The sequence below is a fragment of the Levilactobacillus cerevisiae genome (assembly GCF_003946245.1).
GTDB classification, from domain to species: Bacteria; Bacillota; Bacilli; order Lactobacillales; family Lactobacillaceae; genus Levilactobacillus; species Levilactobacillus cerevisiae.
The window spans coordinates 45,264-72,151 of the sequence record NZ_RHNN01000009.1 but is presented as its reverse complement, the minus strand read 5'-3'; the positions used below and the strand labels follow the sequence as shown (position 1 = coordinate 72,151).

Here is a 26,888-nt window from a genome sequence, read left to right as displayed (position 1 = left end):
CCAATTTTGATGAATGGATGTGTTGAGGAATATGAAGAAATGGTTTATCGCCTTCGCTGGCCTGTTACTGACCGTAACGCTTGCCGGTTGTGGCAGCCAAACCGTTGCCACTACTAACGGTGGTAAGATTACCGAAAGTGCGTACTACAGCAGTTTAAAGGGTACCTCTTCTGGTAAGCAAGTCTTGCAACAAATGATTTTGAACAAGGTATTGGAAAAGCAATACGGTAGCAAGGTCAGCAAGTCTGCCGTTACCAAGCAATTCAACACCTACAAGACGCAATACGGTTCATCATTCAAGAGCGTTCTTTCCCAAAGTGGGATGACGGAATCCAGCTTAAAGACTGAAATTCGTTCGAACTTACTTTTGAAGGAAGCCGTTAAGGACAACGTCACAGTTACCGACGCGCAACTTAAGAAGCAATTCAAGAGTTACGAACCTAAGGTCACTGTTGCCCACATCTTAGTTTCCAAGAAGGCTACTGCCCAAACGATCATCAAGGACCTTAAGGGGACCAAGAAGAGCAACTTGAGCAGCGAATTCACGAAGTTAGCTAAGAAGTACTCCACTGATACTGCTACCAAGAACAAGGGTGGTAAGTTGAGTGCCTTCGATAGCACTGATACTTCTTTGGACTCAACCTTTAAGAAGGCTGCCTTCAAGCTGTCTACTGACGAATACACCGCAACGCCTGTTAAGACGCAATACGGTTACCACGTCATCTTGATGCTGAACAACCCTGGTAAGGGTACCATCAAGCAACACAAGGCTGAATTGACGAAGCAAATCATCGACAACGACATGAACGACAGTACTGTACTGCACAACGTGGTTGCCAAGGTCTTGAAGAAGGGTAACGTTTCTATCAAGGATTCTGACTTGAAGAACATCCTTTCCGACTACCTGTCAACGAGCTCAAGTTCTAGCTCAACGACTTCATCATCTTCATCCAAATAATTAAACGATAACGTTTGGGGCACTGACCTTCGGGTTGGTGCCCTTTTTCTGTGGGGCTGATTTCTTACGAAAAAAAGACCCACTCCAGATTCTGAAGTGAGTCAACGTAACGTTTTTAAAATTCGGACACCCTACCCGCTTACTCCGCGGTTGGTGGCTGAGGGGTGGTCGTTGATGGCCGGTAGAAGCGCCGGCCGTCCATAGCAAAGACCCGTTCCGAGAATTCACCCGGTTCCGTGTGTTCGACAACCGTGTCCAACATCATGATGGAGGCATCGAGTTCGTCCAATTGATGGAGCACATCCGCCTCTTTCAGAGCTGGCCGAACTGGCGAACCGTATTCCAACAAGCCGTGGTGACTCAAAATCATGTGCCGCAACAACAAGACGTCTTCGGCTTGCGGATCCAATTTCAACGTATCGCAGGCGCGCACCAATTCGCCATCAATCAGGACAATGTGCCCGACTAGATTGCCGGCCAACGTGTACACCGTCGACTTGGGTCCGGACAGTTCAATCGTCTTACCCAAATCGTGCAGGATAGCGCCGGCGAAGAGTAGTGGCGCGTCCAAATCGGGATATTGCTTCACCACTGAATGCGCTAATTTTAAAATGGAAATCGTGTGAAACGCTAATCCACCCTGAAAGGCGTGATGATTGCTCTTGGCCGCCGGGTACGTATAGAACTTGTCTGCGTACTCACTGATCAACTTGCGCACCAGCCGGTTCCAGGTTGGCTGGGTAATCTCAAAAATGGTCTGGGTGATGTATTCTTCCATCTCTGCGCGACTCATGGGCGCCTGTTCGATAAAGGCGTTGGGGTCGCTGAGCTCACCCGGATGCGTCAAGCGTAAATGGAGAATCTTGATCTGTGGATGCGTTTGATAGTTTTCGCGTTTGCCTTGTAAATGAACGACCTTACCAGCGACATAGTTTTCGATGTCATCCGGTGAGGCGTCCCAATATTTGCCCGAGATTTCTCCCGACTGATCTTCAAATACCAAGGCGATGTACTGCTTGCCATTCTTGGCCGTGCGCACGTCTGCCGCTTTCAGGAGGACGAAGAGGTCAACCGCCTCGTCGACTCCGTAGTCCATTAATTGTTTCGTTGCCGCCATGTGAGTCCCTCCTAGTCATTTAACCGAATTAAATTACCCGTTCTTAACTGTTCAACAGCGGTATCTGCCGTCAGGAAAATAATTTGCACGTGCTGGCTAATCTCTGCCAGTAACGCATAGGCCGCTTGCCGGCGCTGGGCATCAAAGTTCACGAAGCCGTCGTCAATCACCAAGGGCATGGCGACCTGTTGTTGCATCACCACGGCGAAGGCCAACTTGACGGCGAGGTCGAGTTGTTCCGCCGTTCCCCGTGACAATTGGCCAACCGTCCGCCACGCGCCATCCGCCCGTTTTACCCGGAGTGTATCCGCTGTCAACTCAATTTCAGTATACCGGTTTTCAGTTAATTTACCATAAAAATTGCTGGCTTGGGTGACAATTTGTGGCAAACGGTCGCCGGAAGCGGCAGCGAGGGTCGCCGCAATCCACTGACTGACGAGTCGCTGGACCAACCAGTCTTGGGTGGTCGCCACCATTTGCGTTTCCAAATTGGCCAGTCGTTGCCGCAACGTGGCCTGGGTGCCGCTCGCCGTTAAATGGGTGAGCTGCCCGGCTAGTGTAGCCAACTTGGCTGTCGTTAAATCCAGCGCCTGTTGCGTTTGAGCCTGCTGCGTTTGGGCAGCCTGGACCGCCTGTGTCAAGCTCGTCTGATCCGTCACCTGTTGGAGTGCCGTCAAGTTCTCGGCACCAATTTGTGTGGCTAATGCCGTGCGCTGTTCCGCTTGATTGTGGCGCTCCCGCTGTGCCTGGTAGTGGTCGTAAAACGCCGTCACACTGCGGAGATTCCGCGTGCTGAGGAAGGCGGCGAGTGCTTGCTGCGCCTGATCAGCCGTGATTTGGTCGGTCTTCAACCGTTCGGCAACGGTGGCCAGGTCGCCCGCTTGATTTTGAATGGCTTGCTTCAACGTCTGCAGTTCTGCCAGTTGGGGCGCGACCGTCTGGAAATTTTCACCGGCAAGGCTGGGTAATGCCGCTCCCACCGCGGTCAAGAAGTTGGCGACCTGTTGTTGTGCCTTCACCAGCTGTGCGTGAGTGGCCTCCATTTGATGGGATAGGCGTTCCCACTCGGTGATGGCGGCCTGCGCGGCGGACCACTGTTCGGTGGGCAAGTCGCCCAGGCCGTGCGCATCACCGATGACGTCTAACTGATTGTTCAAGTCATCTACCAAATGGCCGCCTTCACGTAATTGGGCCTGAACGTCCCGAATGTCCGCGGTCAATTCGTCGTGCTCCCGACTGGCAGGGGTGCTGCTGTCGACCAAAAAGACACCGTAGTACCCCACTGCGACCCCGAGTAAGGCACCAACTAGTTTGAACAAGGTTCCCGGAAGAAATAGCGAACCAATTAACACAATCAGCCCCACGGCCAACCAAATAATTTGTTTATCGGCTAGCGGATTGCGTTGCTGCTGCCGGACAGGCTGTTGTTGCTGGAAACGTTCGTTTAATTGATTCAGTTGTTGTTGGAGTCGACGGCGTTTCTGACTGGCCGTCGTCAACCGCTCCTGCAGTGCTGCCACCTGCTGTGTGGTCGTCAATGAAAACGGCCGCGGCATCTGGCCGTTGGTGGCGTACTGCGCTTCGATGGTACCGGCTCGCTCCTCAAGATCGTGTTGACTCGCGGCTAAACGTTGCCGATCACTGTCAGCGGTTCGTGTGGTGGTCAACGTCGCTAAAAGCGGATCCATCTGGGCTGCCACCGGCAGATAAGCTTGAAATAACGGCGGTAGTTGCGCGTCTTGTTGCAGCGTCTGTAACCGTTGTTGATCAGCGGCTAACGCTTGGTCAGCGGCCGTGGCCTGCCCGCGGAGTTGTTCGAGCTGAGTAGCGTCCGCGGCGGTAAATCCGCTTGGTACCGGCGCCTGGGCCAGTTGCCCAAGACGTTGCCACTCCGTAAACGCGGACCACCGGGCAGCCTGCTGCGTCAACTGATCCGTCACCTGCCGCTGGTGGCGGAGCGTTGCTTGCATCTGTGCTTGCTGTTGCCGGAAGTCTTGCTGCTCCTGCAGCAACTGCCAATAGGTATCATAAGCGGCGTCGGCCTTGGCCAATTTGGCCGTTAACTCCCGGTGTTCCTGTAGTTGCTGATTCAAAATGGGATTGCGACCCTGCGGTTTATACCGGCTATCAGCCTGGCGATCGAGCTGGTGCGCCTGCTGTAACCAAAAATCACTACCAACCGCACCGACGTGTCGTAACCGGTCAATCAATTCCTGCTTCGATGCCGCAAACACCTCGCCCAACCGCGGTTCGTTGATGGCGTAAACATTGGCGAAGAGCTGCGCGTCCACCGGTGCCAGCAGATTGGCTAACTGATTGGCGGGCAATTCGAGGTCGGTGGTTTCATTATGAAGCGTCACTTTCCCGCCACGGGGACCATCCATCCGGGTAACGATATAGGTCGCCGACCCCTGCGTGAACTGAATTTCGCCCCCAAATCGACTCCCATCTAGGGGCTCGTACCGGAGAACCGGATGTTTTTTTGTGGGAAAACCAAATAATATCGACGTGATAAATTGCGTCAGGGTTGATTTACCAGCCTCGTTGGGCCCCACCAGAAAGTTCAGGTCCGTTGAGAGATCAAAGGTGCGGTCGTGAAAGTGGCCAAAACCATAAATTGTTAAACGGTTAAGCTTCATCGTGGCCCTCCTTTCCCGTAAGCTCAGCTAGTAGGTGTTGCGCCTGGTCCGTCAGCTGACTACGCGTCGCCGGTTGCGCAAACCACGCGGCCAACGCGGGTTCCTGCGCTAATTTGCCAAATGTCGTCTGCAGGTTAGCCGGGGCAAAAATCGTTGCGGCCCCCTGCTCCCAATAGGCTGCGTCAATCTGGGGCGCAGTCAGATTAGCGGGTTGCGCGGCAATCACGACATTGATCAAATACCGCTGCGCCGCCTTCAACTGCCGGGCATGCGTCCGTTGATAGAGTGTGAGCCACTCACCACTGCGCACGCTGGCCAAATCAGTGCCGTCCAACGTAGCGCCGGCAATCGTGAGTTGCGTCAAGGTTGACTGGGCCGCCACGTGCTCGGTGAGCCAAGCGGTCAGTTCCGTCGTTAACTGGCGTAAATCAGTCGCAGCACTCCTCAGGGTCGCCGTGGCCCATAAAATTTCTGCGGTGGTGAAGAACTGCGGCACCAAGCGCCCGGACTCACTAGTCACTAGGTACGCGCCCTTCTCTCCGGTCTCGTTGATGGACCGTCCCTGCGTGTTACCCGCATATAAAATGGGCGGCTGCTCGGTCAATAGTTGATGATGATGGATGTGGCCCAACGCCCAATAGTCGTAGCGTTTGGTTAGCATATCGGCCACGTGAAACGGCGCGTAGTGGTCCGCGCTACCGGTGGCCACGGCCCCGTGCAGAACGCCAATATGCCAATCGGTAGCGGCATGAACGGGATAGTCCGCCAATTGATCCGTTGTGACCCAACGCTGGGGATAACTAAATCCGCTGATGGCCACGGCCTCCCCAGAATTAAGCGTCAAGGTATGCGTGCTCACGTTGGCGCCCAAGGTTGTCACGTTGGCGGGATAGGCCACCGTTTGATGTTGATCCGCCAAATAATCATGATTACCAAAGCTAATGATGACGGGGATGTGTGCGCTATTTAAGCGGTCGAATTGCTGGAATAAATAGGCCTGAGCCGCGACACTCTGCTCGGCGCGATCGAACAGGTCACCCGCCAAAATAACGAAGTCGACCTGCTCGGCAAGTGCCCGGTCAAAAACGCGGGTGGCGGCGGTAAACGTTGACTGCCGCACGGTCGTGAGTAGGCTGCTGGGCAGGCTGGTCAACCCTAAAAAGGGACTGTCGAGATGTAAATCTGCTGCGTGAATAAATTTCATGAGGGTCTCCCATTCTGAATTTTACTAATTGACTGAGGTGAACCGGAAACGAAAAAATCGTCGGCGCACCGACCTCCCAAAGCGAGTGGTTGCGCCGACGATTGACTGAAACTTAACCCTCGTAAATGTCTTGAATGGGTTGTGTAATCGTTTTGTTTAATTGGTTCAACATGGAGTTGACGCCGCGTTCTGCTTCCATCAAGTTCTTGATGGCGTCAATTTTGCCAACTTGGTCGGCAACTTCGCGGGCATGCTTCATTTCAGCATCCGTTAATTCTTGACCAGCCATTTGTTTCTGTTGCAGGTCTAATTGGATGTTTTGGAAATCTTTGAACAGCTTGTAGGTGTCGGCGTCCGCCTTCATCTCGTTGAATGCTGTTGCGAGTGCGTGATACTGTTCTGAATCTTTCAGAGCTTGGGTCACTTGTGCGCCCAGTTCTGTCATCTTGTCAGCCATTACGTTTCCTCCTCAGTGAGTCTGGGACGAACCCCTGACTCGTTTTGTATCTCCAAATCTATATTGCTGAAACGTGCGACAAAAGGCAGCTGACTCCGCTTAAAACTGATAGCCAAACAATCCAAACCCAGGATTATTCGGCTATCAGCCTTAATGCTCGCCAGCTAAGCGCCTTTTGTCCCACTCTCTTTTACAATACATGTTCCATTGTAACATGCTAGGCGCTTTCATCCCAGCCACATTTGGCTAATTGACCACGGAATTCCACCAGGATTTGACAGTGTTGGCGGCGTTGCTAAAGGACTTGCCCGCATTGTCGATGCCCTTTTGAACGGAATCCCAGACATCGCTACTACTGCTGGAAGACGTGCCGCTGCTCTCGGCCTTGGCAATGGTTGAGGCATCCTTGGTGTTAAAGGCCGTTCCCTTGGTGTTCGGCAAGATGCTCTGCATTTCTGCTTGGTAAAGCGGCCCTTCACCGGTACCACTAACATTTTCCAAATGGTGCTTGCTGCTGGTGTTGTCGAACCCTTCCCAGGTGGCAACGACCACGTCTGGTGTGTAGCCCACAATCCATTTGTCACGGGTGGCATCCGAATCGCCATCGGCTTCGGTACTCCCGGTCTTCCCGGCGATGGTGTACCCGTACGGCTTAGCGCTGACCCCAGTCCCGTAATTGAAGACGCCCATCATCATACTGGTCATCTGCTTGGCAGTCTTGCTGGACATCACCTTGGTCCGCTTAGCTTCGGTGTCGGAGTTGTCGACCACCACGTTACCGGAGGCATCAACGATCTTACGAATGTAATGGGCGGACGTCATGGTCCCGCTGTTGGCAAATGCCGTATAGGCCTGCGCCAACTGTTGCGGTGAAACCCCGGTCTTCAAGCCACCCAAGGCCAACGCCAGGTTCTTGTCGGACTTGGAAACGGGCAGGCCGAATTTCTTGACCGAATCGTAACCCTTGTCGACCCCAATCTTATTCAACAACCAGACTGCGGGTGCGTTCTTACTCTGCGCAAGCGCCTGGTACATCGGCACTTTACCGCTATACACATTGCCGTAGTTGCTAGGTGAATAATTGTTAGTCCCGTACGATTTCTTCTTATCGGTTAATTCAGAATCGTAGTAGTAGCCATTTTCCAGAGCTGGCGTGTAAACGGCCAACGGCTTAATCGTCGAACCCGGTTGCCGTTGCATTTGTGTCGCCCGGTTGTAACCCCGGAACACGTGCTTGCCCCGACCACCGACGACCGCTTCCACACCACCGGTATCCGGATTGATGGCGATGGAGGCCGCCTGAACTTTGGTCCCATCACTGGCATTGGCCGGGAAATAGCTCGAATTCTTAAATAGATTCTGCATCTGGGTCTGATTAGCCTGATCCAGCGTCGTGTAAATCTTGTAACCTTTATTCATGATTTCCGATTCGGTTAAGCCGTACTTGCTGACGGCTTCATTGATGACGGCATCGAAGAAATAAGGATACTTGTACGAGTTTTTATAACTGTAGTTATCGTTAGTCGTCAAGGCTGTGGCCTGGTACTGTTTGGCCTGCGAGCTTGAAATAGCACCCGTTTCCGCCATCAAGCCCAAGACCACGTTACGTCGTGAACGCGACGCTTGGGGATGGTCAACCGGGTTGTAGGCACTCGGCGACGTCAACATCCCCGCCAACACGGCGGACTCAGGTACCGTCAAAGCTGCGGCGGATTTGCCAAAGTAGCGTTCGGCAGCATCCTGGACACCCCAGACCCCGTTGCCGAAGTAGGCGTTGTTCAGGTACATGGACAGAATGTCCTTCTTGCTATAAACATTTTCGACTTCAATGGACAGGAAAAGTTCTTTGAATTTACGAGAAAATGTCTGTTCCTGCGTCAGGTAGGCATTCTTCACCAGTTGCTGGGTCAAGGTACTTCCCCCACCACTGATGTAACTTTGTCGTAAGATCTTATTTTTAGCGTATAGAAAAACGGCCCGGCCAATCCCCTTTACGGAGAAACCGTGTTCATGATAAAAATTCCGATCTTCAGTCGAAATCACCGCGCTTTGCACGTTAGGTGAAATCTTGGTTAAAGCAACGTAGGTCCCTTTCTGCGAATACAGGGTCCCCGCCTTCTTATTCTTGCGGTCATAAATTTGGGTTGGGTTTTCCAATGCGGCCTTCAAATCACCAACGTTGGCGGTCTTGGCCATAAAAGTCAGATACCCGCTGCCCACCAAGATGATGGTGAGCACAACAATGATGATCCAACGGGTAATTTGGAATCGCCGCCAGAAATGTTTGAAGTATGCTTTGAAGCCCGACCAAAAATTCTGATTAGGTTCTTGGTTATTCATAAAATAGCCTCTTCTTATCTCAATTGTAATACTCCTATTTTAGCATAAACCGCGCTACCAACCACGAATCCCTGGAATCTTTATCAACCTTTAAAATAGCTTAACCGAGTGACCATTCCATTGAAAAAGGCGTCACCCACTAGTCTCGCGGGTGACGCCTTTACGTTCGTTAATGAATAATTTCAGGATTCATCTCTCCAGCAATCTCATCATGGAGTTTTTCAGCAATTGTGGCGTTCGGACTGATAATAAAAATCGTATCATGCCCGGCCAAGGTACCGGCAATCTCCGGTAGATTCAGGTCGTCAAAGATGGCTGCTAAAAGGTTCCCGTTACTCGGCAGCGTTTTCAAAATATTGACAAATTCAACCCGTGTCAGGCCGGTGACCACTTCATTGATGGTCTCCCGTAGATGTTCTTCCTCACTACGATTCCCCGCCTTAAAAATCGTGTAACGCAGGTGGCCGTGGCCATCTTGGGCCTTTACAATTTGCATTTCCCGAATATCACGCGAGATGGTGGCCTGAGTCGCCTGAATACCAACCTCTTCCAGGTGTTCCATTAATTCTTCTTGGGTCCCAATGGGATACTGATTGATGAGTTGCTCGATGCGCGCTTGGCGAATACTTTTCTTCATGACGACGACCCTCCCGCATAAAATTGCATTAAGTATAACAAAGGATGCGGAATTTGGCCACATGTCTCTGCATATTTATAAAGTCAGTGTACCAAATATTCGTTTTTAACGCAATGAACCTTGCTTATTTCCCGCGGGAGTCAACGCCGAATTTATTTTCGTTTGTTAGATCAGTGGCAGAAAGAAAAATCGGATAGCTGCGGGACTATCCGAAACTTAACGCTTTACCCTGGTGACGTCAGGTCACTTCACACTGAACTGTCGTCGAGCCCTTTATCACCAATATCCGTCCGATAAATCAAATCACCTAAATCAAGTTTGGACAAACGGGCATAGACCCGTCGCTGGGCCTCTGCCAGACTTGGCGCATGGTCGGTCACCATCATTAAACGGCCACCATTTCCCAGCAGCTGTTCTATTGTGCCATTCACACTGGCATAGTCGGCCCCCTTCACCGTTGGCACGCTGATTCCAGTCGTTGGCTTGTCTGGATACCCGGGTGCTGCTAGTACCACCCCTAGGTAAGTGTCGGCGTGTTGCCACTGAAGATCGGGCGTTTTCCCTTGCAGCAACGTTAGTATCGCCTGATAAAAATCACTTTGCAATTGCGGCAATAGTATTTGTGCTTCTGGATCTCCTAACCGTAGATTGTATTCAACTACTTGGACCCCATTGGGCGTCATAATACCCCCGATATAAAGCACACCATTAAAAGACAAACCATCTTGTTGCAGCCCCCTGATAGTGGGACGAACAACCTTTTGCACAGTCTCCGCAATGATACTTGACGTCACCTGTGGCACCGGAGAATAGGCTCCCATTCCCCCAGTATTGGGACCAGCATCCTGATTTTTAAGACGTTTATGATCCTGTGCTGTTGGCAATAGACAATAGTGTTCTCCGCCAACCAAAACCATTTGGGAAAATTCAAAACCAGACAGAAACGTTTCGATGAGAACTGCATCCACCGTTTGGAAAGCAGTAGTTAAGGCCGCTCTGGCCACCGTATGCGTTGTGGCAACCGTCACGCCCTTCCCCGCTGCTAAGCCATCCACCTTAATGACCTGAGGTAACGGCGCCTGGTCACTATATTTGATAGCGGCCGACACGCCTGTAAACAGCTGATAATCGGCCGTTGGGATGTGATGGCGATGCATGAATTCCTTGGCAAAGACTTTAGAACTCTCTAGCTGTGCGGTCGCCTGGTTCGGACCGAATACCGGAAGGCCGGCCTCCTGAAAATAATCCACAATTCCGGCAGCTAACGGTACTTCTGGCCCCACGAATGTGAGGTCAACAGCCTGTTGGCGAACAAATGTCACTAATGCCGGGAAGTCTAACTCAGCAATATCAACTGTTTGGATTTCATCCAGCTGCATGCCGGGATTCCCTGGCGCGCAAAAAACAGTTGTCACTTGCGGACTTTTCAACATTGCCTTCGCCACTGCATGTTCTCGCCCACCGCCACCAACTACGAGTACTTTTGCCATTGGGGGTTCCTCCTCATTCTTCGTACCTAAGATTTGTTAGATTTGTTGTGTCGCAATCAATTCTGCCAAAACGTCTGGGTAAAACTGATGCTCGACCTGATGAATACGGGTCGCGAGACTCTCAAAGGAATCCTCAGCGTGGACCACAACTTTCCGTTGCCCAATAATTTGTCCCGTATCGATACCAGCATCGATGAAATGAACCGTCACACCCGTCTCTTTGACATGAGCTGCCAAGGCATCTGCAATGCCATGTCTTCCCGGGAAGCTCGGCAATAGCGCCGGATGTAAATTAATAATTCGGTGCGGATAGGCAACCAATAATGTCCTGCCGACAATCCGCATGTATCCCGCTAGAAAAATTGCGGCTACCCGCTGCTTCTGTAAAGCCGTTAGAATTACCTGCTCGGCCTCTGCCTTAGTCGGAAAACTGCGGTAATCGATTTGCAGCACTGGAATGTGCACGGCTTGTGCGCGTTGAATGACGGGAGCATTCCCTTGATCACAAACTAGCAGCACAATTTCAGCTGGTATCGGGCGTTGCGTGATGGCGTTTTGAAGCGCACTAAAGTTGGTGCCATTTCCTGAGGCAAACACGGCAATCCTTTTAACCATTGGTGGCCTCCTGAAAAACGACTGGTTTTGTACCAGCGGCAATTTGGCCGACACGATAAGCCTGCTGATTCTCTGCCTGCAGGACTTGCAATACTTGCGCTTCATGTTCTGGATGAACCACCAGTACCATCCCCAAACCTAAGTTAAAGGTTGCACGCAAATCTTCATCGGTTAGGTGACCCAATTGTGCTAACACGGTCATAATAGCTGGTACTGGCCAGCTACCCACGTTAAATTGTGCAGATAATTTTGGCGGTAAGGCGCGTGCCACGTTTTCAATCAGTCCGCCACCCGTAATGTGCGCCATGCTCGCAACCAGTTTTTGTTCCAACAGCGGCAGAACGCTGTTGACGTAAATCTTAGTAGGACGCAAAAGTTCCGCTTCAAGCGACTGGCCCACCTCAGGGAAGACTGTCTCTAACGCATATTGGTGCTGTTTAAATAAAATATCACGCACTAGACTGAACCCGTTGGCGTGCAGCCCATTGGCAGGGAGCCCAATCAAGACATCTCCTGATTGCACATTCTCGGGCGTTAGCAAGTCGTTTTGATTGGCAATACCAACTGAAAAACCTGCGAGATCATAATGACCGTGGGGATACATGTCTGGCATCTCAGCCGTCTCACCGCCGATTAAGGTGGTTCCAGCCTGCTGACAGCCAGTAACAACCCCGGCTAAAATATCCGCCACTTGACTCGGGTTCGTATGGCCCAATCCAAGGTAGTCAAGGAAAAATAGTGGTCGCGCCCCTTGTGCGAGCACGTCGTTCACACACATCGCCACTAGATCAATTCCAATGGTTTCATGTCGTTGTGCTTCAATGGCCACCAACAACTTTGTTCCCACGCCATCGGTTCCTGCGACCAAAACCGGTTGGTCGCCTGTTCTCACCGAAGATAAGGGAAAGGCGCCACCAAAAGCGCCCAGTTGACGATTACCACTTAAAGCTTTGACCGTCTCCAATACTTCATAACCCGCATTAATATCGACGCCAGCACGCTTATACGCATCGCTCACCCTAATTCCCCCCTATTCGTTGTGTTTAACCTGAATTTCATTGTCATATTCAGTCTGATAATCATAAAGTGGCGTCGGATAATCCCCATTGAAATAGGCCATACATAGCCCACCATAAGCGGCATCCGTCTTTAACCCGACCGCAGAAATAACACCTTGTTCGCTAAGAAAGCCCAGTGAATCAGCGCCAAACGACGCACACATCTCAGGCAAAGTCTTTTGTGCCGCAATTAATTCCTTGGTCGTTTGAATATCAATACCATAGAAACAAGGATATCGTAATGGCGGAGACGCAATCCTTAAATGGACAGACAAGGCACCGGCGTCTTTCAACAGTTTCACAATTCGCCGACAAGTTGTTCCGCGCACAATGGAATCATCAATCAACACGACGCGTTTGCCAGCAACCACCCCGCGTACAGCGGATAACTTCATGCGCACCCCTTGTTCCCGGAGTGCTTGGGTCGGCTGAATAAAGGTTCGCGACGAATATTGATTTTTGATTAATCCCATCTCATATGGCAGGCCACTGGCTTCCGCGTATCCCGTAGCTGCTGATAGGGAAGAGTTCGGTACGCCCACCACAATATCCGCGGCAACTGGCTGTTCCTTGGCAAGCTGAGCGCCCATTCGTTTGCGGGCTGAATGAACATTCACACCATAAATATCGGAATCTGGCCGGGCAAAATAAATAAATTCCATTGCACAAATTGCTAATGCATCGGCCGGCTGGTAATTGGTAATGCTTAATCCACGATCATCAATCATTAGTAGCTCGCCGGGATGAACGTCTCGTACGAATTCGGCCCCAACGGCGTCCAACGCGCAAGTTTCACTACAAACCACGTAGCCACCCGTTGGCAACTTACCAACAACTAACGGTCGCAGCCCATTCGGATCTAGGGCTGCAAATAACCGACCATTGGTGAGTAATAGATACGCAAACCCGCCATGAACTTGTCGTAAAGCATCCTTTACCTGCTCCACTAACGTACTTGCTGAGCTGCGTCGAACCAAGTGCATCAGGATTTCACTATCCGAACTCGCATGAAAAATCGCGCCGTCAGCTTCTAGCTCGTGCCGTAGAGTTTGCGCATTGGTCAGGTTCCCGTTATGAGCTAGGGCAAACTGCGAATCACTAAAGTTAAATTCTAGCGGTTGAATGTTTTCAATACCGTGATTACCAGCCGTCGCATAGCGTACGTGGCCCACCGCGGCCGTTCCCACCAGTCGTGCCAATCGTTGTGGTTCTCTGAAGACATCGGCCAGTAAGCCCAAACCTCGTTCAGATTGTAATAAGCCTTGGTTGTTTACCGTAATTCCAGCACCCTCTTGGCCCCGGTGTTGTAACGCGTGCAGGCCAAAATAGGTTAGTTGGGCAGCATCGGTCGAGCCCCAGATACCAAACACACCACATTCTTCATTTAAGCCCTTTGCTTCAATAGGCACGGTAACGCTCCTTCCCACAATTCTTTAGCTTCACTGACGGGGACATCAAAGAACTGGTCGGCTGTCTGAACCCAGATTTGATCAGTAGCCGTCGTCATCCCCAAATACGTTCCCTGATTCTTGATCAAGGCCTCAAAGGCGTCCTTGTTTGCCATTGAAACGGACACCACAAAGCGTGACTGCGTCTCAGCAAAGAACTGGACGGCCGGCAACTGACTGGTCAAGTTCACCCCAATTCCTCGACCGAAGCACGATTCGGCAATGGTTGTAATCAAGCCCCCTTCAGATACATCATGGGCACTTGCGACTAGCCCAGCTTGAATGGCTTGCAAGAGTATTCGTTGGTTTTCAGCCTCAGCTGTCAAATCAAAGTCAAATAGCTCACCGCTGACTTGACCCGTCAACATCTTTTGCAACTCGCTACCGTTAAAATCTGCCGCCGTCGTTCCCAACACATAAACGGCATCACTAGCTTGCTTGAAATCTTGTGTCGTCACATCACGTAAATGCTTGATTAATCCCACCATACCAATCATTGGTGTTGGGTAAATGGCCTCCCCATTTGACTCATTATTTAACGAGACATTTCCAGAGATAACCGGCGTGTTTAGCCGTTGACAAGCGCGGCTAATTCCTTGCGCGGCCTCATCCAAATCATAAAATTGTTCTGGCTTCTCTGGATTGCCAAAGTTCAAACAATCCGTGATTCCCAGTGGTTGACCACCTGATGCCACAATATTTCGCGCAGCTTCGGCGACAGCCATTTCGCCCCCCATGCGTGGGTTCAAATAGAGATATCGCCCATTAACGTCGGTTGTCATGGCTAAGGCCTTATCTGTTTGGCGAATGCGAATAACACCTGCGTCTGATCCCGGTTGTACGACCGTATTTGTCTGTACTTGAGAATCGTACGTCTCAAATAAGGACCGCTTGGAAGCGATTGTTGGCTGTTGTAGCAACTGTTTAAGAGTGGCGGACACATTTGCCAGTTCTGGCTCAAATTGCGTCTGTACCTGTTCATCCAAGCGTTGTGGTCGGCGCGCTTCTCGTTGGTAGACGGGCGCTTGAGTCGCCAATGCATCCACCGGCACGTCAGCCTCTAAGACACCGTGATGAAAGAGCTGGTATTGATGTCCTGGTGTGACTTCACCAATGACCACCGAGTCTAAACCATACTTCTTGAAAACTGCGTGAACTTCCTTCTCCGCGCCGTCTTTGACGCACAGTAACATCCGTTCTTGAGATTCAGACAGCATGAGTTCGAAGGCAGTCATTTCTTTTTCACGCTGGGGTACTAAATCCAGATTGAGCTTCATGCCGCTACCAGCCTTGGACGCCATTTCTGCTGACGAAGACACCAAGCCGGCTGCTCCCATGTCTTGAATACCAACTAGAATATCACGGTGATCATGAATCACTTCTAAACAAGCGTCCATGAGTAATTTTTCCATAAAGGGATCGCCAACCTGGACAGCGGACCGCTGGGTTGCCTTGGCGTCATTAAATTCTGCAGAAGCAAATGATGCCCCGTTAATGCCATCACGGCCCGTCTTTGCGCCGACGTAAATAATCGCATTCCCCACACCCGTGGCCTGACCTTTTTGCATATCCTGGTGTTCGAGCAACCCTACACACATCGCATTTACCAATGGATTCTTTTGGTAGCAAGCATCAAAAGCCATGTCGCCACCGATTGTCGGGATACCAATACAATTCCCGTACCCACCAATTCCGGCGACCACTTGCGAGATTAAATAGGTCGTTTGGGTATCTTGTGGTTCTCCAAAACGCAAACTATCCAGTAAGGCAACCGGCTTAGCCCCCATCGAAAAGATATCCCGGATAATGCCACCCACGCCAGTTGCGGCACCTTCATATGGTTCGACGGCTGAGGGATGATTATGGCTTTCCGCCTTAAAGACCACGGCCTGACCATCACCGATATCAATGATTCCAGCGCCTTCTCCAGGGCCCGCAAGAACCTGCTCACCCTCAGTCCAGAACTTTTTTAAAACGGGTTTTGAATTTTTGTACGAGCAGTGTTCACTCCACATCCCCGAAAACAGACCAATTTCTGTGTAATTTGGCAGTCGTTTTAAGACCTGATCCGTAATTAAGTGATATTCATCAGCGGATAAACCGAGCTCTCGATAAGCTTGAGTGTCCCGCAAAGCCTCTGGCGTTAACTGTGTATTCTTAAGCATGGACATCCTCCCGCTGATTATTGGCTAGCAATGATGTAAAGACGCCTAATCCATCCGTCCCCCCTAAGAGGACTTCGACCGCACGCTCGGGATGGGGCATCATACCCAAAACATTTCCCCGTCGATTCACAATACCAGCAATATTTCCCACGCTGCCATTGGGGTTATCCACGTACTCAAAAACAATTTGCTTTTGAGCACGTAACTCTGCCAGTGTTGTCAGATCGCAGTAGTAATTCCCCTCACCATGCGCGATGGGTAACTTGATGTGCTCCTGTGGCTGATAAGCCGTCGAAAAAATCGTTTGATTATTGGTCACCTGCAACTCGCTATTCTGGCAGATAAACCGAGAAGATTGATTGGCTCGCAGAGCACCTGGCAACAAGCCCGCTTCGGTTAAAATTTGAAAGCCATTACAGATGCCAACGACTGGCTTACCGGTACTGGCGAAGTCTTTGACTGCCGCCATAATTGGCGTAAACCGTGCGATTGCCCCACTCCGCAAGTAATCACCATATGAGAAACCACCGGGTAAGATAACTGCATCATATTGAGATAAATTAGTCACTGTAACGGGCAATAAATCAGCCGTGATTTGCAGAATGTCCCATAGTGCATGGTACAAGTCCTCATCACAATTCGAACCTGGAAAAACGGGAATCGCAACCTTCATGCTTTAGTCCTCCAACTCAGTAATTTCGTAACGGTATGATTCCATATTGACGTTGGCTAACAAGCGGTCACACATTTCATCGACTTGATCTGCAATGGGTTGTTGACCTGCCTTTACTTTAAGCTCAAAGTACTTTCCTAAAGTAACAGATTCCACATTCTGATAAGCCAATCGATGCAGAGCGTCGTTGATTGCTTCGCCCTTGGGATCCAGGATTGAATTTTTATACGTCACATATACTTTTGCTAAATACACGCTAACGGCCTCCTTCAACCACACTTAAGCGGTTCAAAACTTCTTGGTAAACGGTGGTTAAATCGCCTAGGTTCTTCCGGAAAACATCTTTATCCAAGGATTCATGAGTTGTGTCATCGACTAGTCGGCAACTATCAGGAGAAATCTCATCAGCCAGCAGAACTTTGCCGGCGGCCGTCAGCCCAAATTCAACCTTAAAGTCTACCAACTGGATTTTCATTTCGGCAAAAATCATCTGTAAGCGATCATTAATCAGCTGCGCTTGCCGCCGCATTTCAGCCAGCATTGTGGGTGTCGCCAGTTTGAGAGCCACGATTTGAGAATCATTGATGAACGGATCATCCAGTCGATCACTCTTGTAAAAGAATTCCATGACTGGCTGCGTAAAAGGCATCAAATGATCTGCATCGAATTTTCGTTCAAAGCTTCCCGACGCCGCGTTACGAACCACCGTTTCCAATGGAATCATGTTGACGCGTCGTACCAACTGTACGTGGTCTGAAAGTTGCTTGATGAAGTGATTTTCAATGCCGTGATTGGCTAAATCCCGAAAGATCAGACTCGCAATTTGATTATTTAGCAGTCCTTTTTCAGCAATCGCTACCTTCCGTTTGCCATTTAAAGCAGTTGCCTGGTCTAAGTATTCTACCCAAAGAATTTGTGGGTCATTTGTCGCGTACATGGCCTTGGCTTTCCCCGTAAAAAGTAAAGTCCCTCTTTGAACCTCTGTCATGGTCAGTGTTCTCCCTTCAATGCTGTCAAAGTGGCCAAAGCAGCCGCCTGATTGTCGTTCAAAACGGTAATGTGGCCCATTTTTCGTTGGTCTTTAATTTGTGCCTTGCCATAATCGTGAAAGTGCCATTCGGAATGCGTTACCAGCGCTTCTCTAGCCTGGATCAGATCTGCTCCCAATAGGTTACGCATGACTGCTGGGCTATGCTGAATAATGGCCGGTATCGGCAAGCCACAAATGCTTCGGATGTGCGCCTCAAATTGCGAGACATTGCAGGCTTCAATCGTATAATGGCCCGAATTGTGTGGCCGTGGTGCCAACTCGTTCACAATCAGCTGGTCATCTGGCAAGACAAAGAACTCAATCCCTAACACACCGCGCAAGCCCAAACCAGTCGCAATCTTTTCCGCAATTTCTTTGGCCGCGCGATGGACGGCGTCACTGACCTGCGCGGGTGCCAAGGTCGTGTGTAAAATATGCCGGTGATGACGATTTTCAACTAGCGGGAAGGTCACGACCTCACCATCTGCACTCCGGGTCACCATCATGGAAGCCTCTAGTTTAAACGCTTGACGGGTCTCTAAAATACACGATTGCGCGCTCAAAGCTCTGGCCGCCGGTGAAACCGCCTCTGCTGAATCAAAGTCCGCCTGCCCATGGCCATCGTAGCCGCCAACCACCGTCTTCAAGATTGCTGGCGTACCTAGCTTATGGGCGGCTGCCAACAACGTCTGTTCATCGTTGACCGCTGCAAAGGGTGTCACTGGAATTCCGTGTTGCACTAGAAATTGCTTTTCAGCTAACCGATTACCCGTCACCCGTAACAATTCCGTGCCCTGGGGCAACTGGGTGTATGCTTCAACGGCCTTCAGTGCGGCCTCATCAACATTTTCAAACTCGTATGTCAGCACGGCGCTTCTTCGCGCCAGTTGGGTCAATGCCTCGCGGTCCTGATAGTCCGCCACGATTTGAAAATCGGCCACTTGCCCCGCCGGTGAATTTGGTGTCGGGTCCAAGATTCCTACCTGATACCCCATAGACATCGCGCTTACCGCTAACATGCGTCCTAGCTGGCCACCACCAACAATCCCAATCACTGCCGGGGGCAAGATTGGTTGCTCAAAATTGTTGCTCACTCTGCTCCGCCTCCAGTCGCTGCTGTTGCCGAAATGCCACCACCCGTTGCTGAACTTGGGAATCTTGAAGACCGATAATTTGGGCGGCCATCAGGGCTGAATTCTTGGCCCCTGCCGCCCCAATCGCCATGGTTGCCACAGGAACACCACTGGGCATTTGAACGATGGATAAGAGCGAATCTAGGCCGTTCAGAGCATGCGATTGCATGGGCACACCAATTACCGGGAGAATCGTATTAGCGGCGACCATGCCCGGCAAATGGGCAGCCCCACCAGCTCCAGCAATAATGACCTGAAGCCCCCGCTCCTGAGCCTGTTGCCCGTAAGACTGTAAGGTATCCGGCATGCGGTGCGCGGAAATAATTCGGCGTTCATAAGCGATGCCTAACGCTGCCAGCTGCTTTGCCGCCAGTTCCATCGTTGACCAATCCGAAATCGATCCCATAACTAAACCAACCTTTGTCATCCCAATCCCCCTGTATTTTTATTTGTTTGCTAAGTTTAGCAATCGCATCTAAAACTGTCAACTGAAATGCTAACTATATTCTGGTATAATTATTTTAATATTCGCATTTATAGGATAATTAAGTATTTTGCACTTATTAAAATCTGAATACAAACTAATAATCGAACTATCAATACGAACCACGAACGTAGTTGGCCCTTATAATTTTCCCGAAAAAAAAAGACCGCCAACTCGGCAGTCTTCTCGTTCATTTCATCATTACATTTCGTCTGGTGCTTTGACCCCTAACAGACGTAAGCTTTCCTTCAAGACAGTTGAAACCGCCTTAACCAAAGCTAAACGTGCTGGTAACTCAGCATCTTCCGTCAGGATCTTGGAGTGGGCATAGTACTTGTTAAACGTCTTGGCCAAGCGGATGGCATACTTCGCGATGACGGATGGTTCCAGTTCATCACACGCCATCTTAACCATTGCTGGGAAGTCCGCTAACGTCTTGATTGTGTCCCAAGCCTCTGGATCAGCAACTTGGTTACCGTCGGCCTTAACTGTCACATTGCCAGCCTTCCGCAAAATACTTTCGGCACGGGCATGCGAGTATTGGATGTAAGGACCCGTTTCGCCTTCAAACTTCAGTTGGTCAGCTAACACGAAGTCAATACTGTTGGTCCGTTCATTCTTCAGGTCACCAAAGATGATGGCACCGACCCCAACTTGTTTGGCAACTTCTTCTTTGTTTGCCAAATCAGGGTTCTTTTCATCAATTTCTTCGCCGGCTAATTTCACAGATTCGTCCAGAACTTTGGCCAACAAGATGATCCGTCCAGAACGGGTAGACAGCTTCTTACCGTCAACGGTGATCAGCCCAAATGGCACGTGTTGGACGTCGTCAGCGGATGGCACACCCATTTCTTGTAGGACAGCCTTCAATTGCTTGAAGTAGTAAGTCTGTTCTGACCCCACCACGTACAAGTTCTTGGCTGGTTGGTAAGTCCGGTCACGGTAAAGTGCCGTTGCGATGTCCCGCGTGATGTAAAGCGACGCACCGTCACTCTTCAAGATCAAGGCTGGGTTCAAATCATATTTGCTCAAATCAACGACTTGGGCACCCTGTGATTCAACCAGCAAATGCTTGTCCTTCAAGATTTGGACAACTTCTTCCAGCTTATCGTTGTAGAAGGCTTCCCCGTTGAACGTGTCAAACGTCACGCCCAACTTTTCATAAACATCGTTGAATTCTTGCAGAGAGGCTTCCCGGAACCATTTCCAAAGACGTTGTGCTTCTGGATCGCCGTCTTCCAGCTTCTTGAACCACCCACGCGCCTCATCATCCAGTTCAGGCTTGTCCACGTCTTCTTTATGGAAACGCACGTAGTATTCAACCAGCTTGTTGATGGGATCCTTCTTGACATCGTCTTCGTTCCCCCACAGCTTGTAGGCCGTGATGAGCTTCCCGAATTGTGTTCCCCAGTCACCCAAGTGATTGTCCTTGATTGGCTTGTAACCGTTCTTCGTCAAAATTTCAGCGATGGAGTTACCAATCACCGTTGAACGCAAGTGACCCATAGACATTGGCTTAGCGATGTTAGGTGAAGACATGTCAATCGGCACGTTGCCGCCATTGCCATCCTCATTCTTACCGTAGTCAGCACCGGCTGATAAAACGGTATCCAGAGTGGCTTCACTGTACGTTCCCTTATCAAAGAAGAAGTTCAAGTAAGGTCCTACGACTTCAACTTTTTCAAACCCCGTGGTGTCTAACTTTTCTGCCAAGTCTTTGGCAATTTGTTGTGGCGCCTGGTGTAACAACTTAGCCAAAGTAAAGGTTGGGAAAGCCATGTCCCCTTTATCTGACGTCTTAGGGCGTTCAATCTTAGCCATAATTTCATCAGCTGATAATTGACCATCTAAAGCTGTTGCTACGGCATTAGTCACTGTTTGTTTGTAATCCATATGCGTTTCCTCCTAATTATTCGGTTATCATCGGTCAAGTCACATCAGGTGATTCTGGGAATAAAAAAACGCCCCTTACAAAATTACTTGTAAGAGACGAGATGACCCGCGGTACCACTCTGATTGACTTTAAAGTCCACTTTAAGATTCAATTTAATTGACGCCAATTGCTCCGTTCCGTCCAAGTTCCTTATCCGGCTCACAACATCCCGGACTCGCTGCTAAGGTTTCTCTGACGTACTAATTCAATGACGGTAAAAGCCTTCGAATAATAAGAAAGACGACCAGTTGGCCGCCCGACATTCGAAAGCGGGTGACGGGAATCGGACCCGCGACGCAAGCTTGGGAAGCTTGAATTTTACCACTAAACTACACCCGCACAACACAAATGAGTATAGCATACCATTTGTGAGTTGTCATTATTTTTTTGCAAATAAATTCAAGAAAGTACTGAAAAATTAGTTTTCGTCAGTACTACTTCCGGTAACCTTCGCAGCAGACTTTCGCACAACAGCGCGGTTATTCATGTCTCCTACAGCAGTTTTGTCGGCGGGATCATACTCCCGAATCTCAACCAAAACTGAATTATCATACACTTTGGTAACTTCCCCAGTGAAGTCATGCTCCAAGGGACCAAATTTTTTCGCCGCAACGTAATCGCCAATCTTAATCTCAGTAGTCTCAGCCATTGTTCGTCGCTCCTTTCGTATGCAAAGTAATATTATAGCTAAATTTTCAGATTGAAGCAAGTAAAGTCCTTTCCTAATCTGCTTTCAAGTCAGATCGAACCGTTTGCAATCGAATTGTAAGGCGATTGAAATAAAATGGGAAAGCCGAACTTTATTGCTGAATTTTCTTTATTTTCAGTCAAAATGCAAACAAGGATGATGAATCTTACCGGAATATTAAAAGACATCACTAAATTACCGAACAAGGAGATATTCCGTTGAATTCTTAAACAATACTCAAACATCGTCAAATAAGTTATAATCTAGTCGTTGTGATAGATCGTTTTTTAATTAATGAATTTCATTAGGAGGAGAAGACATTATGAAGAAATGGCAACGTTGGGCGGTTCGGGGAATCGCTCTTACGGCGGGCTGTATCGGCCTCTTCTGGTCATCAACCACGGCCAGCGCTAATTCAATTAATACCTATATTGCTAATCAGCAATACGCCACACCGAAAATCACCAGCAGTATCTGGTCAGGATTTCCACAGAATCCTTACCGGAATGGGAAGCCAGAGGGGGTCGTGGTTCATGAAACGGCCAACCCCAACTCGACCATCTACGGTGAAATTTCCTATATGGAGAAGAACTATAAAAATGCCTTCGTGCACACTTTCGTTGACGCGAGCAGCATCATCAACGTTGCCAACACGAACTACTTGTGTTGGGGCGCCGGTCCTATTGCCAACGCCCGTTACGTCCAATTCGAACAGGTTGAGGTTCACTCTAAGGCGGCCTTCGCCTCTGAATTGAATAACGCCGCCTATTACACGGCTTACATCCTTAACCAGTACGGGTTGACACCAAAACGCAACGTCACGGTTCTGTCTCACCACGACGTTTCCACCAATCTTGGTGGTACCAACCATACCGATCCAGATGGTTACTGGAAGGCAAACGCTAGCTCTTACTTTGGCACGACGTACACCATGACTGACTTCATGAGTCTGGTCAACACCCAATTTGCTAAGGTAAGCGGCACCACGCCGAATACGGATACCACGACTGATTCCAACAGCAATTCGGATTCATCCACGAATCACACGACCACAACGCCCAAGAAGACCGTGACGTACAATCACGGTGGGAATAACGAAACGGCCACGTTAGCTAGCAACTACACCAAGTGGAGCGTTTACAACCACATCAAAGGAACGAGTGGTGCCTACAAGATTGGGTGGAGTCGTTTAAGTTCTGATTACCGTGGCGCCAAGGTTTACGTTGACTCCCGTGGCGTGAAAAAAGGCGGTTGGAGTGGTACCTGGTACCGGATTCGCTTTAGTAAGAATGCCACGACCAAGTATTGGGTCTACAGCAAGACACTGACCTTCCCTAAGGTGACGTTCAGTGATGCTAGCGGTTCTTACACCCTGAACACCACCAAGAACTACAAGATGTACAACCACGTTTTAAATTCAAAATACCTGTCCAAGACCACCGCGCACACGCAGGACTTCCCTGCTGGCACCAAAGTCACCGTCAATAAAGCTGGTAACAAGGGCAGTGATGGTTCGACCTGGTACCGCGTCACCTTGAACAACCAAGCTTACTGGATTCAGGCTGCTGGCTTGAACGGCAAGGCTTAATTTAACTGATTATGGGAGTCTGGGACAAAACCCAGACTCTTTTTGGTTCTCCAACTCCCTATTGCTGAAACGTGCGACAAAAGTCAGCTGGCTCCGCTTAAAACTGATAGCCAAACAATCCAAGCCCGGGATTATTCGGCTATCAGCCTTAATGCTCACCAGCTAACCGCCTTTTTTCCCACTCTCTTTTTTGAAAGGAATGCGACTTATGGGTAAAGTTATTTTCTACGGTGCAACCTCGCTAGATGGCTATTTAGCCACCCCTGACGACAATATCGATTGGTTGACCCAACTCTCTGGCATCCCCGCTGACGCCGGCACAGCCGTGCTCTCACGGATGACTAGCGCCATCATGGGGCGAACCACCTACGACTACGTGACTCAGATGGCCCCTGGTGCGCCCTTTAACCCGGCTAACCCACAGATGCACAGCTACATTTTCACGCACCAACAAGGGGAAAATTTGCCACTGACGACCTTCACGCAGGACGACCCGCTGACAGTAGTCAAGCAACTCCGGCAACAATCCGGCAACGTCTGGATTGTCGGTGGCCAACAGATTCTCACGCCACTGCTTGCCGCCGACTGCGTGGATGAACTCTACCTCCAATTAGCCCCAACCATCTTGGGTAACGGCAAACGGCTCTTCGGGGAACTAACGGCGCCTCACCAGTTCACCCTAGTGGATGGCCACACCCTAGGTCCCTTGGCCGAATTGGTCTATCGCCGCAGAAATTAGTAACACTCGCCTAACCGAATATGTTAGGCTGTAAGTTAATATGGACGTGAAGGAGCGGTTGGTATGTGGTTAGGCCTACATTTTTGGACCTGGATAGTTTTAACATTTTTGGTGATTGGTGGTCTAACCCGTCACTCTGAAAAGCGGGCAACCCAATTTTTAATTCTAGCCCGGATTGCCTACTTGGTCATGATTATTAGCGGCGTGGTTCTTAGTATTCGGACGTTTGGTCACGCTCCCCTATTGATCAGCCTCAAGTTTCTGCTGGGAATCGGCACCATTGCGCTAATTGAAATCAGTTTCGGTCGAAAGATGGAACGCGACACGCCGCACCTGATTTACTGGATTTTGGGGATTGTGGCGTTGATTACCGTTGGCTTAGGGTTAACGTTGGCATTTCATTAACTTATCAGATAACTCAGAAAGGCATCACCGTGCGCCACCAATAATGGTGGCGCACGGTGATGCCTTTTATTTACACAACTCTATTCTTCACGCAGCTTCAAAGCCATTTCTAACGTGCGGTCCACCAAAACAGACTGCCCATCAACGATTGGAATATCCATTTCTGGTTCGCGTTCCTGGGCCAATGACAGCTCGGTGCAACCCAGAATGACCAAATCAGCGTGCTGTTCATCGACCATTTGGCGCAGAATCCGGTGATAAAGCGCCGCGTCCACTTCATTGTTTTCCTTGATGTGGTCGTAGATCAGTGTCATCGTTTCCGCTTCAATCTCGTCAGTTGGTAGCACCGGCGTTAACCCAGCCGCTTCAACCTCATTTTCATAGACCTTATCGGTGATGGTTCCCTGAGTACCGGTAATGCCAATGCGCTTAGCGTTCGGGAATTTTTGTCGAATTTCCTTAACGGTTTCGCGGGGCATATGCAGCAAAGGCACGTCGGTTGCGGCCTGTAAGTCATCATAAAAGTAATGTGCCGTGTTACATGGCAACGTGAAAAATGCTGGATCCAGTTGACTCTGCTGACGAATATCATCGAGCAGGCTAGGCAACGGATTGGGTTGACTGTGGTCTAAAATATAAGCCGTCCGATCCGGTACCGTCGCGTGGTTAACCAAAATATAATTCAAGTAATCCTGGTCGGCATGTGCAGGCGTCCGCAAGTTCAATTGATGCACGTAACTTTCGGTTGCCATAGTGCCCATACCACCAATGATCGTAAAGAATTTTTTCATGGTAGTTACCCCTTATTTTCTGCGAAATACTTCTTGAAATTGACCGTGTAATTGTGCTGCATCCACTGAATCAGCGCCCAACGTTTCAAGTTCATGTCTTGATCATAACGGTAGGTGGTCCCGTACTTGCCCGCAGCAATCAGCTTCAGCGCCCGTTCCTTATCGGCATTTTCACGGGTGTACTGCTTGAAGACTTTCACGGGTACCCCTAACCAGAGAGCGTGTTGGCTCTCATCCTTATTACCGTAGACGGTTGGTGCATCTGCCAAGCTGTCCTTCACGTAGTCCTTGACCACCCAATCGGCTAAGTTGTAGCCGTTCAGTGTGACGAAGAAACTACTCCGCCCTTGACGCAAGTTAATTTCAAACAGCTTAAAGGACTGATCCCGAACGTCATATTTCATATCGAAATTGGCATAGCCGGTAAAGTCGATGGCTTCGAGGAATTTTTGAATGTTTTGGTAAATGGTTTCGTTATATTCCGGAATGATGGCCACGTAATTACCAATCGCGGACGGTGCCGGATCTTCTAACAACGGATGACCTAAGCACATCATTTTCACGTGATGGTTGCGGTCCACGTAGGCGTTTAGCACCCGCATGTTACTGTCATCCCCCGGCACAAAGTCCTGGAGAATCAAGTCAGAGGTATAGCCATTGGCGTACGCCTTCTGCACAATTTCACGGAACTCGGCCTCGGATTGAATCCGGAACGCCTTTTTCCGGCCCTCAAAGTGGACGTCTAACCATTCCACACTGTTGGCAGGCTTCAGGGCAACCGGGTAATCGAAGGGCTGTTCCACGGGTTCAGCCGCCGTCGCTTCCGCCTTGGTGATGATTCGTGTCGCCGGATATGGCAGCCCATACTGGTCACAAACCTTGTAGAAGTTTTCCTTGTTGTTCAAGTGCCGCAACTGATCGTAGTCAATGTACGGGCAGATGAAAACGTCTTCCAACTCCGCCTTGTGCTTACTGATCAATTCGGCATAGCCATCCCCACAACCAATCAGGATCACGGGTTCTGGATGATCGGCATACCGGGCCTTCAGCTTGCGCATGGTTTCAATCCAAACAGGATCTTCATCGAACCCCGGAATCAGTTCCAGATTGACCACTTTGGTGTAACGGGTCGGTGCCAACTGAATGCTGGCAAAGGCCTGGACGGGTTGGTGGTACAGCTGATAAAATGACCGCGCCATCCCGTAGACGTTAAAGTCGCTCCCTAATAAAACGGGTGTGAATTTTACTTCATTGGTTTCCATAACAAATTAAAGCCCCTTCACAACGTTCTTAATT

Annotated in this window: 24 protein-coding genes and 1 tRNA gene; 4 read left to right on the top strand and 21 right to left on the bottom strand. The window is 49.8% G+C overall.

Translation table 11 applies throughout. The annotated features are described in order from the left end of the window. The first annotated feature begins 31 nt into the window (after positions 1 to 31). Positions 32 to 958 carry a peptidylprolyl isomerase PrsA gene (locus tag EKM99_RS05795; RefSeq protein WP_125581783.1) on the top strand — a complete coding sequence of 309 codons (927 nt, stop codon included), beginning with the start codon at positions 32 to 34 and terminating at the stop codon, positions 956 to 958. Between the two features lie 139 nt (positions 959 to 1,097). On the opposite strand, the gene EKM99_RS05790 is transcribed toward EKM99_RS05795, so the two are convergent. The 19 genes from EKM99_RS05790 to EKM99_RS05700 form a co-directional block, all read right to left on the bottom strand. After that, positions 1,098 to 2,075: a 3'-5' exoribonuclease YhaM family protein gene (locus EKM99_RS05790; RefSeq protein WP_125581781.1), complete on the bottom strand. Its 978-nt coding sequence runs from the start codon at positions 2,073 to 2,075 to the stop codon at positions 1,098 to 1,100. 11 nt (positions 2,076 to 2,086) lie between these two features. Next, entirely contained in the window at positions 2,087 to 4,714 is a 2,628-nt protein-coding gene (locus tag EKM99_RS05785; protein ID WP_125581779.1) for an ATP-binding protein, read from the bottom strand. Beyond that, entirely contained in the window at positions 4,704 to 5,918 is a 1,215-nt protein-coding gene (locus EKM99_RS05780) for a metallophosphoesterase family protein (protein ID WP_125581777.1), read from the bottom strand. The genes EKM99_RS05785 and EKM99_RS05780 overlap by 11 nt, the downstream gene beginning before the upstream one ends. Positions 5,919 to 6,030: 112 nt before the next feature. Beyond that, complete coding sequence (locus tag EKM99_RS05775) at positions 6,031 to 6,375, bottom strand: YlbF family regulator (RefSeq protein WP_125581775.1); 345 nt, start codon at positions 6,373 to 6,375, stop codon at positions 6,031 to 6,033. A 246-nt stretch (positions 6,376 to 6,621) separates the two neighbouring features. Then, positions 6,622 to 8,715, bottom strand: coding sequence for a PBP1A family penicillin-binding protein (locus tag EKM99_RS05770; RefSeq protein WP_125581773.1), 2,094 nt, complete (start codon positions 8,713 to 8,715; stop codon positions 6,622 to 6,624). A 169-nt stretch (positions 8,716 to 8,884) separates the two neighbouring features. Further along, the gene (locus tag EKM99_RS05765; RefSeq protein WP_125581771.1) at positions 8,885 to 9,352 is read right to left on the bottom strand and encodes an arginine repressor; all 468 of its coding nucleotides are present in this window, start codon (positions 9,350 to 9,352) and stop codon (positions 8,885 to 8,887) included. A gap of 248 nt (positions 9,353 to 9,600) precedes the next feature. Then, positions 9,601 to 10,842 carry a phosphoribosylamine--glycine ligase gene (gene purD / locus EKM99_RS05760; RefSeq protein ID WP_125581769.1) on the bottom strand — a complete coding sequence of 414 codons (1,242 nt, stop codon included), beginning with the start codon at positions 10,840 to 10,842 and terminating at the stop codon, positions 9,601 to 9,603. Positions 10,843 to 10,878: 36 nt separating this feature from the next. Then, a complete protein-coding gene (gene purN, locus EKM99_RS05755) occupies positions 10,879 to 11,457 on the bottom strand; it encodes a phosphoribosylglycinamide formyltransferase (protein WP_125581767.1) in 579 nt (192 codons plus the stop codon). Then, a complete protein-coding gene (gene purM / locus EKM99_RS05750; RefSeq protein ID WP_125581765.1) occupies positions 11,450 to 12,475 on the bottom strand; it encodes a phosphoribosylformylglycinamidine cyclo-ligase in 1,026 nt (341 codons plus the stop codon). The genes purN and purM overlap by 8 nt, the downstream gene beginning before the upstream one ends. Positions 12,476 to 12,487: 12 nt before the next feature. Beyond that, the gene (gene purF, locus EKM99_RS05745) at positions 12,488 to 13,924 is read right to left on the bottom strand and encodes an amidophosphoribosyltransferase (RefSeq protein WP_125581763.1); all 1,437 of its coding nucleotides are present in this window, start codon (positions 13,922 to 13,924) and stop codon (positions 12,488 to 12,490) included. Further along, positions 13,900 to 16,128 carry a phosphoribosylformylglycinamidine synthase subunit PurL gene (gene purL, locus EKM99_RS05740; protein ID WP_125581761.1) on the bottom strand — a complete coding sequence of 743 codons (2,229 nt, stop codon included), beginning with the start codon at positions 16,126 to 16,128 and terminating at the stop codon, positions 13,900 to 13,902. The genes purF and purL overlap by 25 nt, the downstream gene beginning before the upstream one ends. Further along, positions 16,121 to 16,801: a phosphoribosylformylglycinamidine synthase subunit PurQ gene (gene purQ, locus EKM99_RS05735; protein WP_125581759.1), complete on the bottom strand. Its 681-nt coding sequence runs from the start codon at positions 16,799 to 16,801 to the stop codon at positions 16,121 to 16,123. The genes purL and purQ overlap by 8 nt, the downstream gene beginning before the upstream one ends. A gap of 3 nt (positions 16,802 to 16,804) precedes the next feature. Beyond that, entirely contained in the window at positions 16,805 to 17,056 is a 252-nt protein-coding gene (gene purS / locus EKM99_RS05730) for a phosphoribosylformylglycinamidine synthase subunit PurS (RefSeq protein WP_125581757.1), read from the bottom strand. A gap of 1 nt (position 17,057) precedes the next feature. After that, positions 17,058 to 17,789: a phosphoribosylaminoimidazolesuccinocarboxamide synthase gene (gene purC / locus EKM99_RS05725; RefSeq protein WP_125581755.1), complete on the bottom strand. Its 732-nt coding sequence runs from the start codon at positions 17,787 to 17,789 to the stop codon at positions 17,058 to 17,060. A 2-nt stretch (positions 17,790 to 17,791) separates the two neighbouring features. Then, a complete protein-coding gene (purK, locus tag EKM99_RS05720) occupies positions 17,792 to 18,925 on the bottom strand; it encodes a 5-(carboxyamino)imidazole ribonucleotide synthase (RefSeq protein WP_125581753.1) in 1,134 nt (377 codons plus the stop codon). Next, positions 18,909 to 19,391 (bottom strand): 5-(carboxyamino)imidazole ribonucleotide mutase, encoded by a 483-nt coding sequence (purE, locus tag EKM99_RS05715; RefSeq protein ID WP_125581751.1) that lies wholly within the window; start codon positions 19,389 to 19,391, stop codon positions 18,909 to 18,911. Before purE ends, purK begins: the two co-directional genes overlap by 17 nt. Positions 19,392 to 19,649: 258 nt before the next feature. Next, positions 19,650 to 21,341: an arginine--tRNA ligase gene (argS, locus tag EKM99_RS05710; protein WP_125581749.1), complete on the bottom strand. Its 1,692-nt coding sequence runs from the start codon at positions 21,339 to 21,341 to the stop codon at positions 19,650 to 19,652. A gap of 308 nt (positions 21,342 to 21,649) precedes the next feature. Continuing rightward, positions 21,650 to 21,720 (bottom strand) — tRNA-Gly (locus EKM99_RS05705). A 79-nt stretch (positions 21,721 to 21,799) separates the two neighbouring features. Continuing rightward, a complete protein-coding gene (locus EKM99_RS05700; RefSeq protein WP_125581747.1) occupies positions 21,800 to 22,030 on the bottom strand; it encodes a DUF2187 domain-containing protein in 231 nt (76 codons plus the stop codon). A gap of 361 nt (positions 22,031 to 22,391) precedes the next feature. Between EKM99_RS05700 and EKM99_RS05695 the strand changes: the two genes are divergently transcribed. From EKM99_RS05695 to EKM99_RS05685, 3 genes are all read left to right on the top strand, one after another. Next, on the top strand, positions 22,392 to 23,657 hold the full coding sequence (locus tag EKM99_RS05695) for a peptidoglycan recognition protein family protein (protein WP_125581745.1): 1,266 nt from the start codon (positions 22,392 to 22,394) through the stop codon (positions 23,655 to 23,657). 208 nt (positions 23,658 to 23,865) lie between these two features. Continuing rightward, positions 23,866 to 24,396 (top strand): dihydrofolate reductase family protein, encoded by a 531-nt coding sequence (locus tag EKM99_RS05690; protein WP_125581743.1) that lies wholly within the window; start codon positions 23,866 to 23,868, stop codon positions 24,394 to 24,396. Positions 24,397 to 24,459: 63 nt separating this feature from the next. Continuing rightward, positions 24,460 to 24,801 (top strand): YisL family protein, encoded by a 342-nt coding sequence (locus EKM99_RS05685; RefSeq protein WP_125581741.1) that lies wholly within the window; start codon positions 24,460 to 24,462, stop codon positions 24,799 to 24,801. 80 nt (positions 24,802 to 24,881) lie between these two features. Here the strand turns inward: EKM99_RS05685 and EKM99_RS05680 are convergent, their stop codons facing one another. Together EKM99_RS05680 and EKM99_RS05675 are read right to left on the bottom strand one after the other, a co-directional pair. Further along, the gene (locus tag EKM99_RS05680; protein WP_125581739.1) at positions 24,882 to 25,592 is read right to left on the bottom strand and encodes an aspartate/glutamate racemase family protein; all 711 of its coding nucleotides are present in this window, start codon (positions 25,590 to 25,592) and stop codon (positions 24,882 to 24,884) included. A 5-nt stretch (positions 25,593 to 25,597) separates the two neighbouring features. Beyond that, entirely contained in the window at positions 25,598 to 26,854 is a 1,257-nt protein-coding gene (locus tag EKM99_RS05675; RefSeq protein ID WP_125581737.1) for a carboxylate--amine ligase, read from the bottom strand. Positions 26,855 to 26,888: the final 34 nt, after the last annotated feature.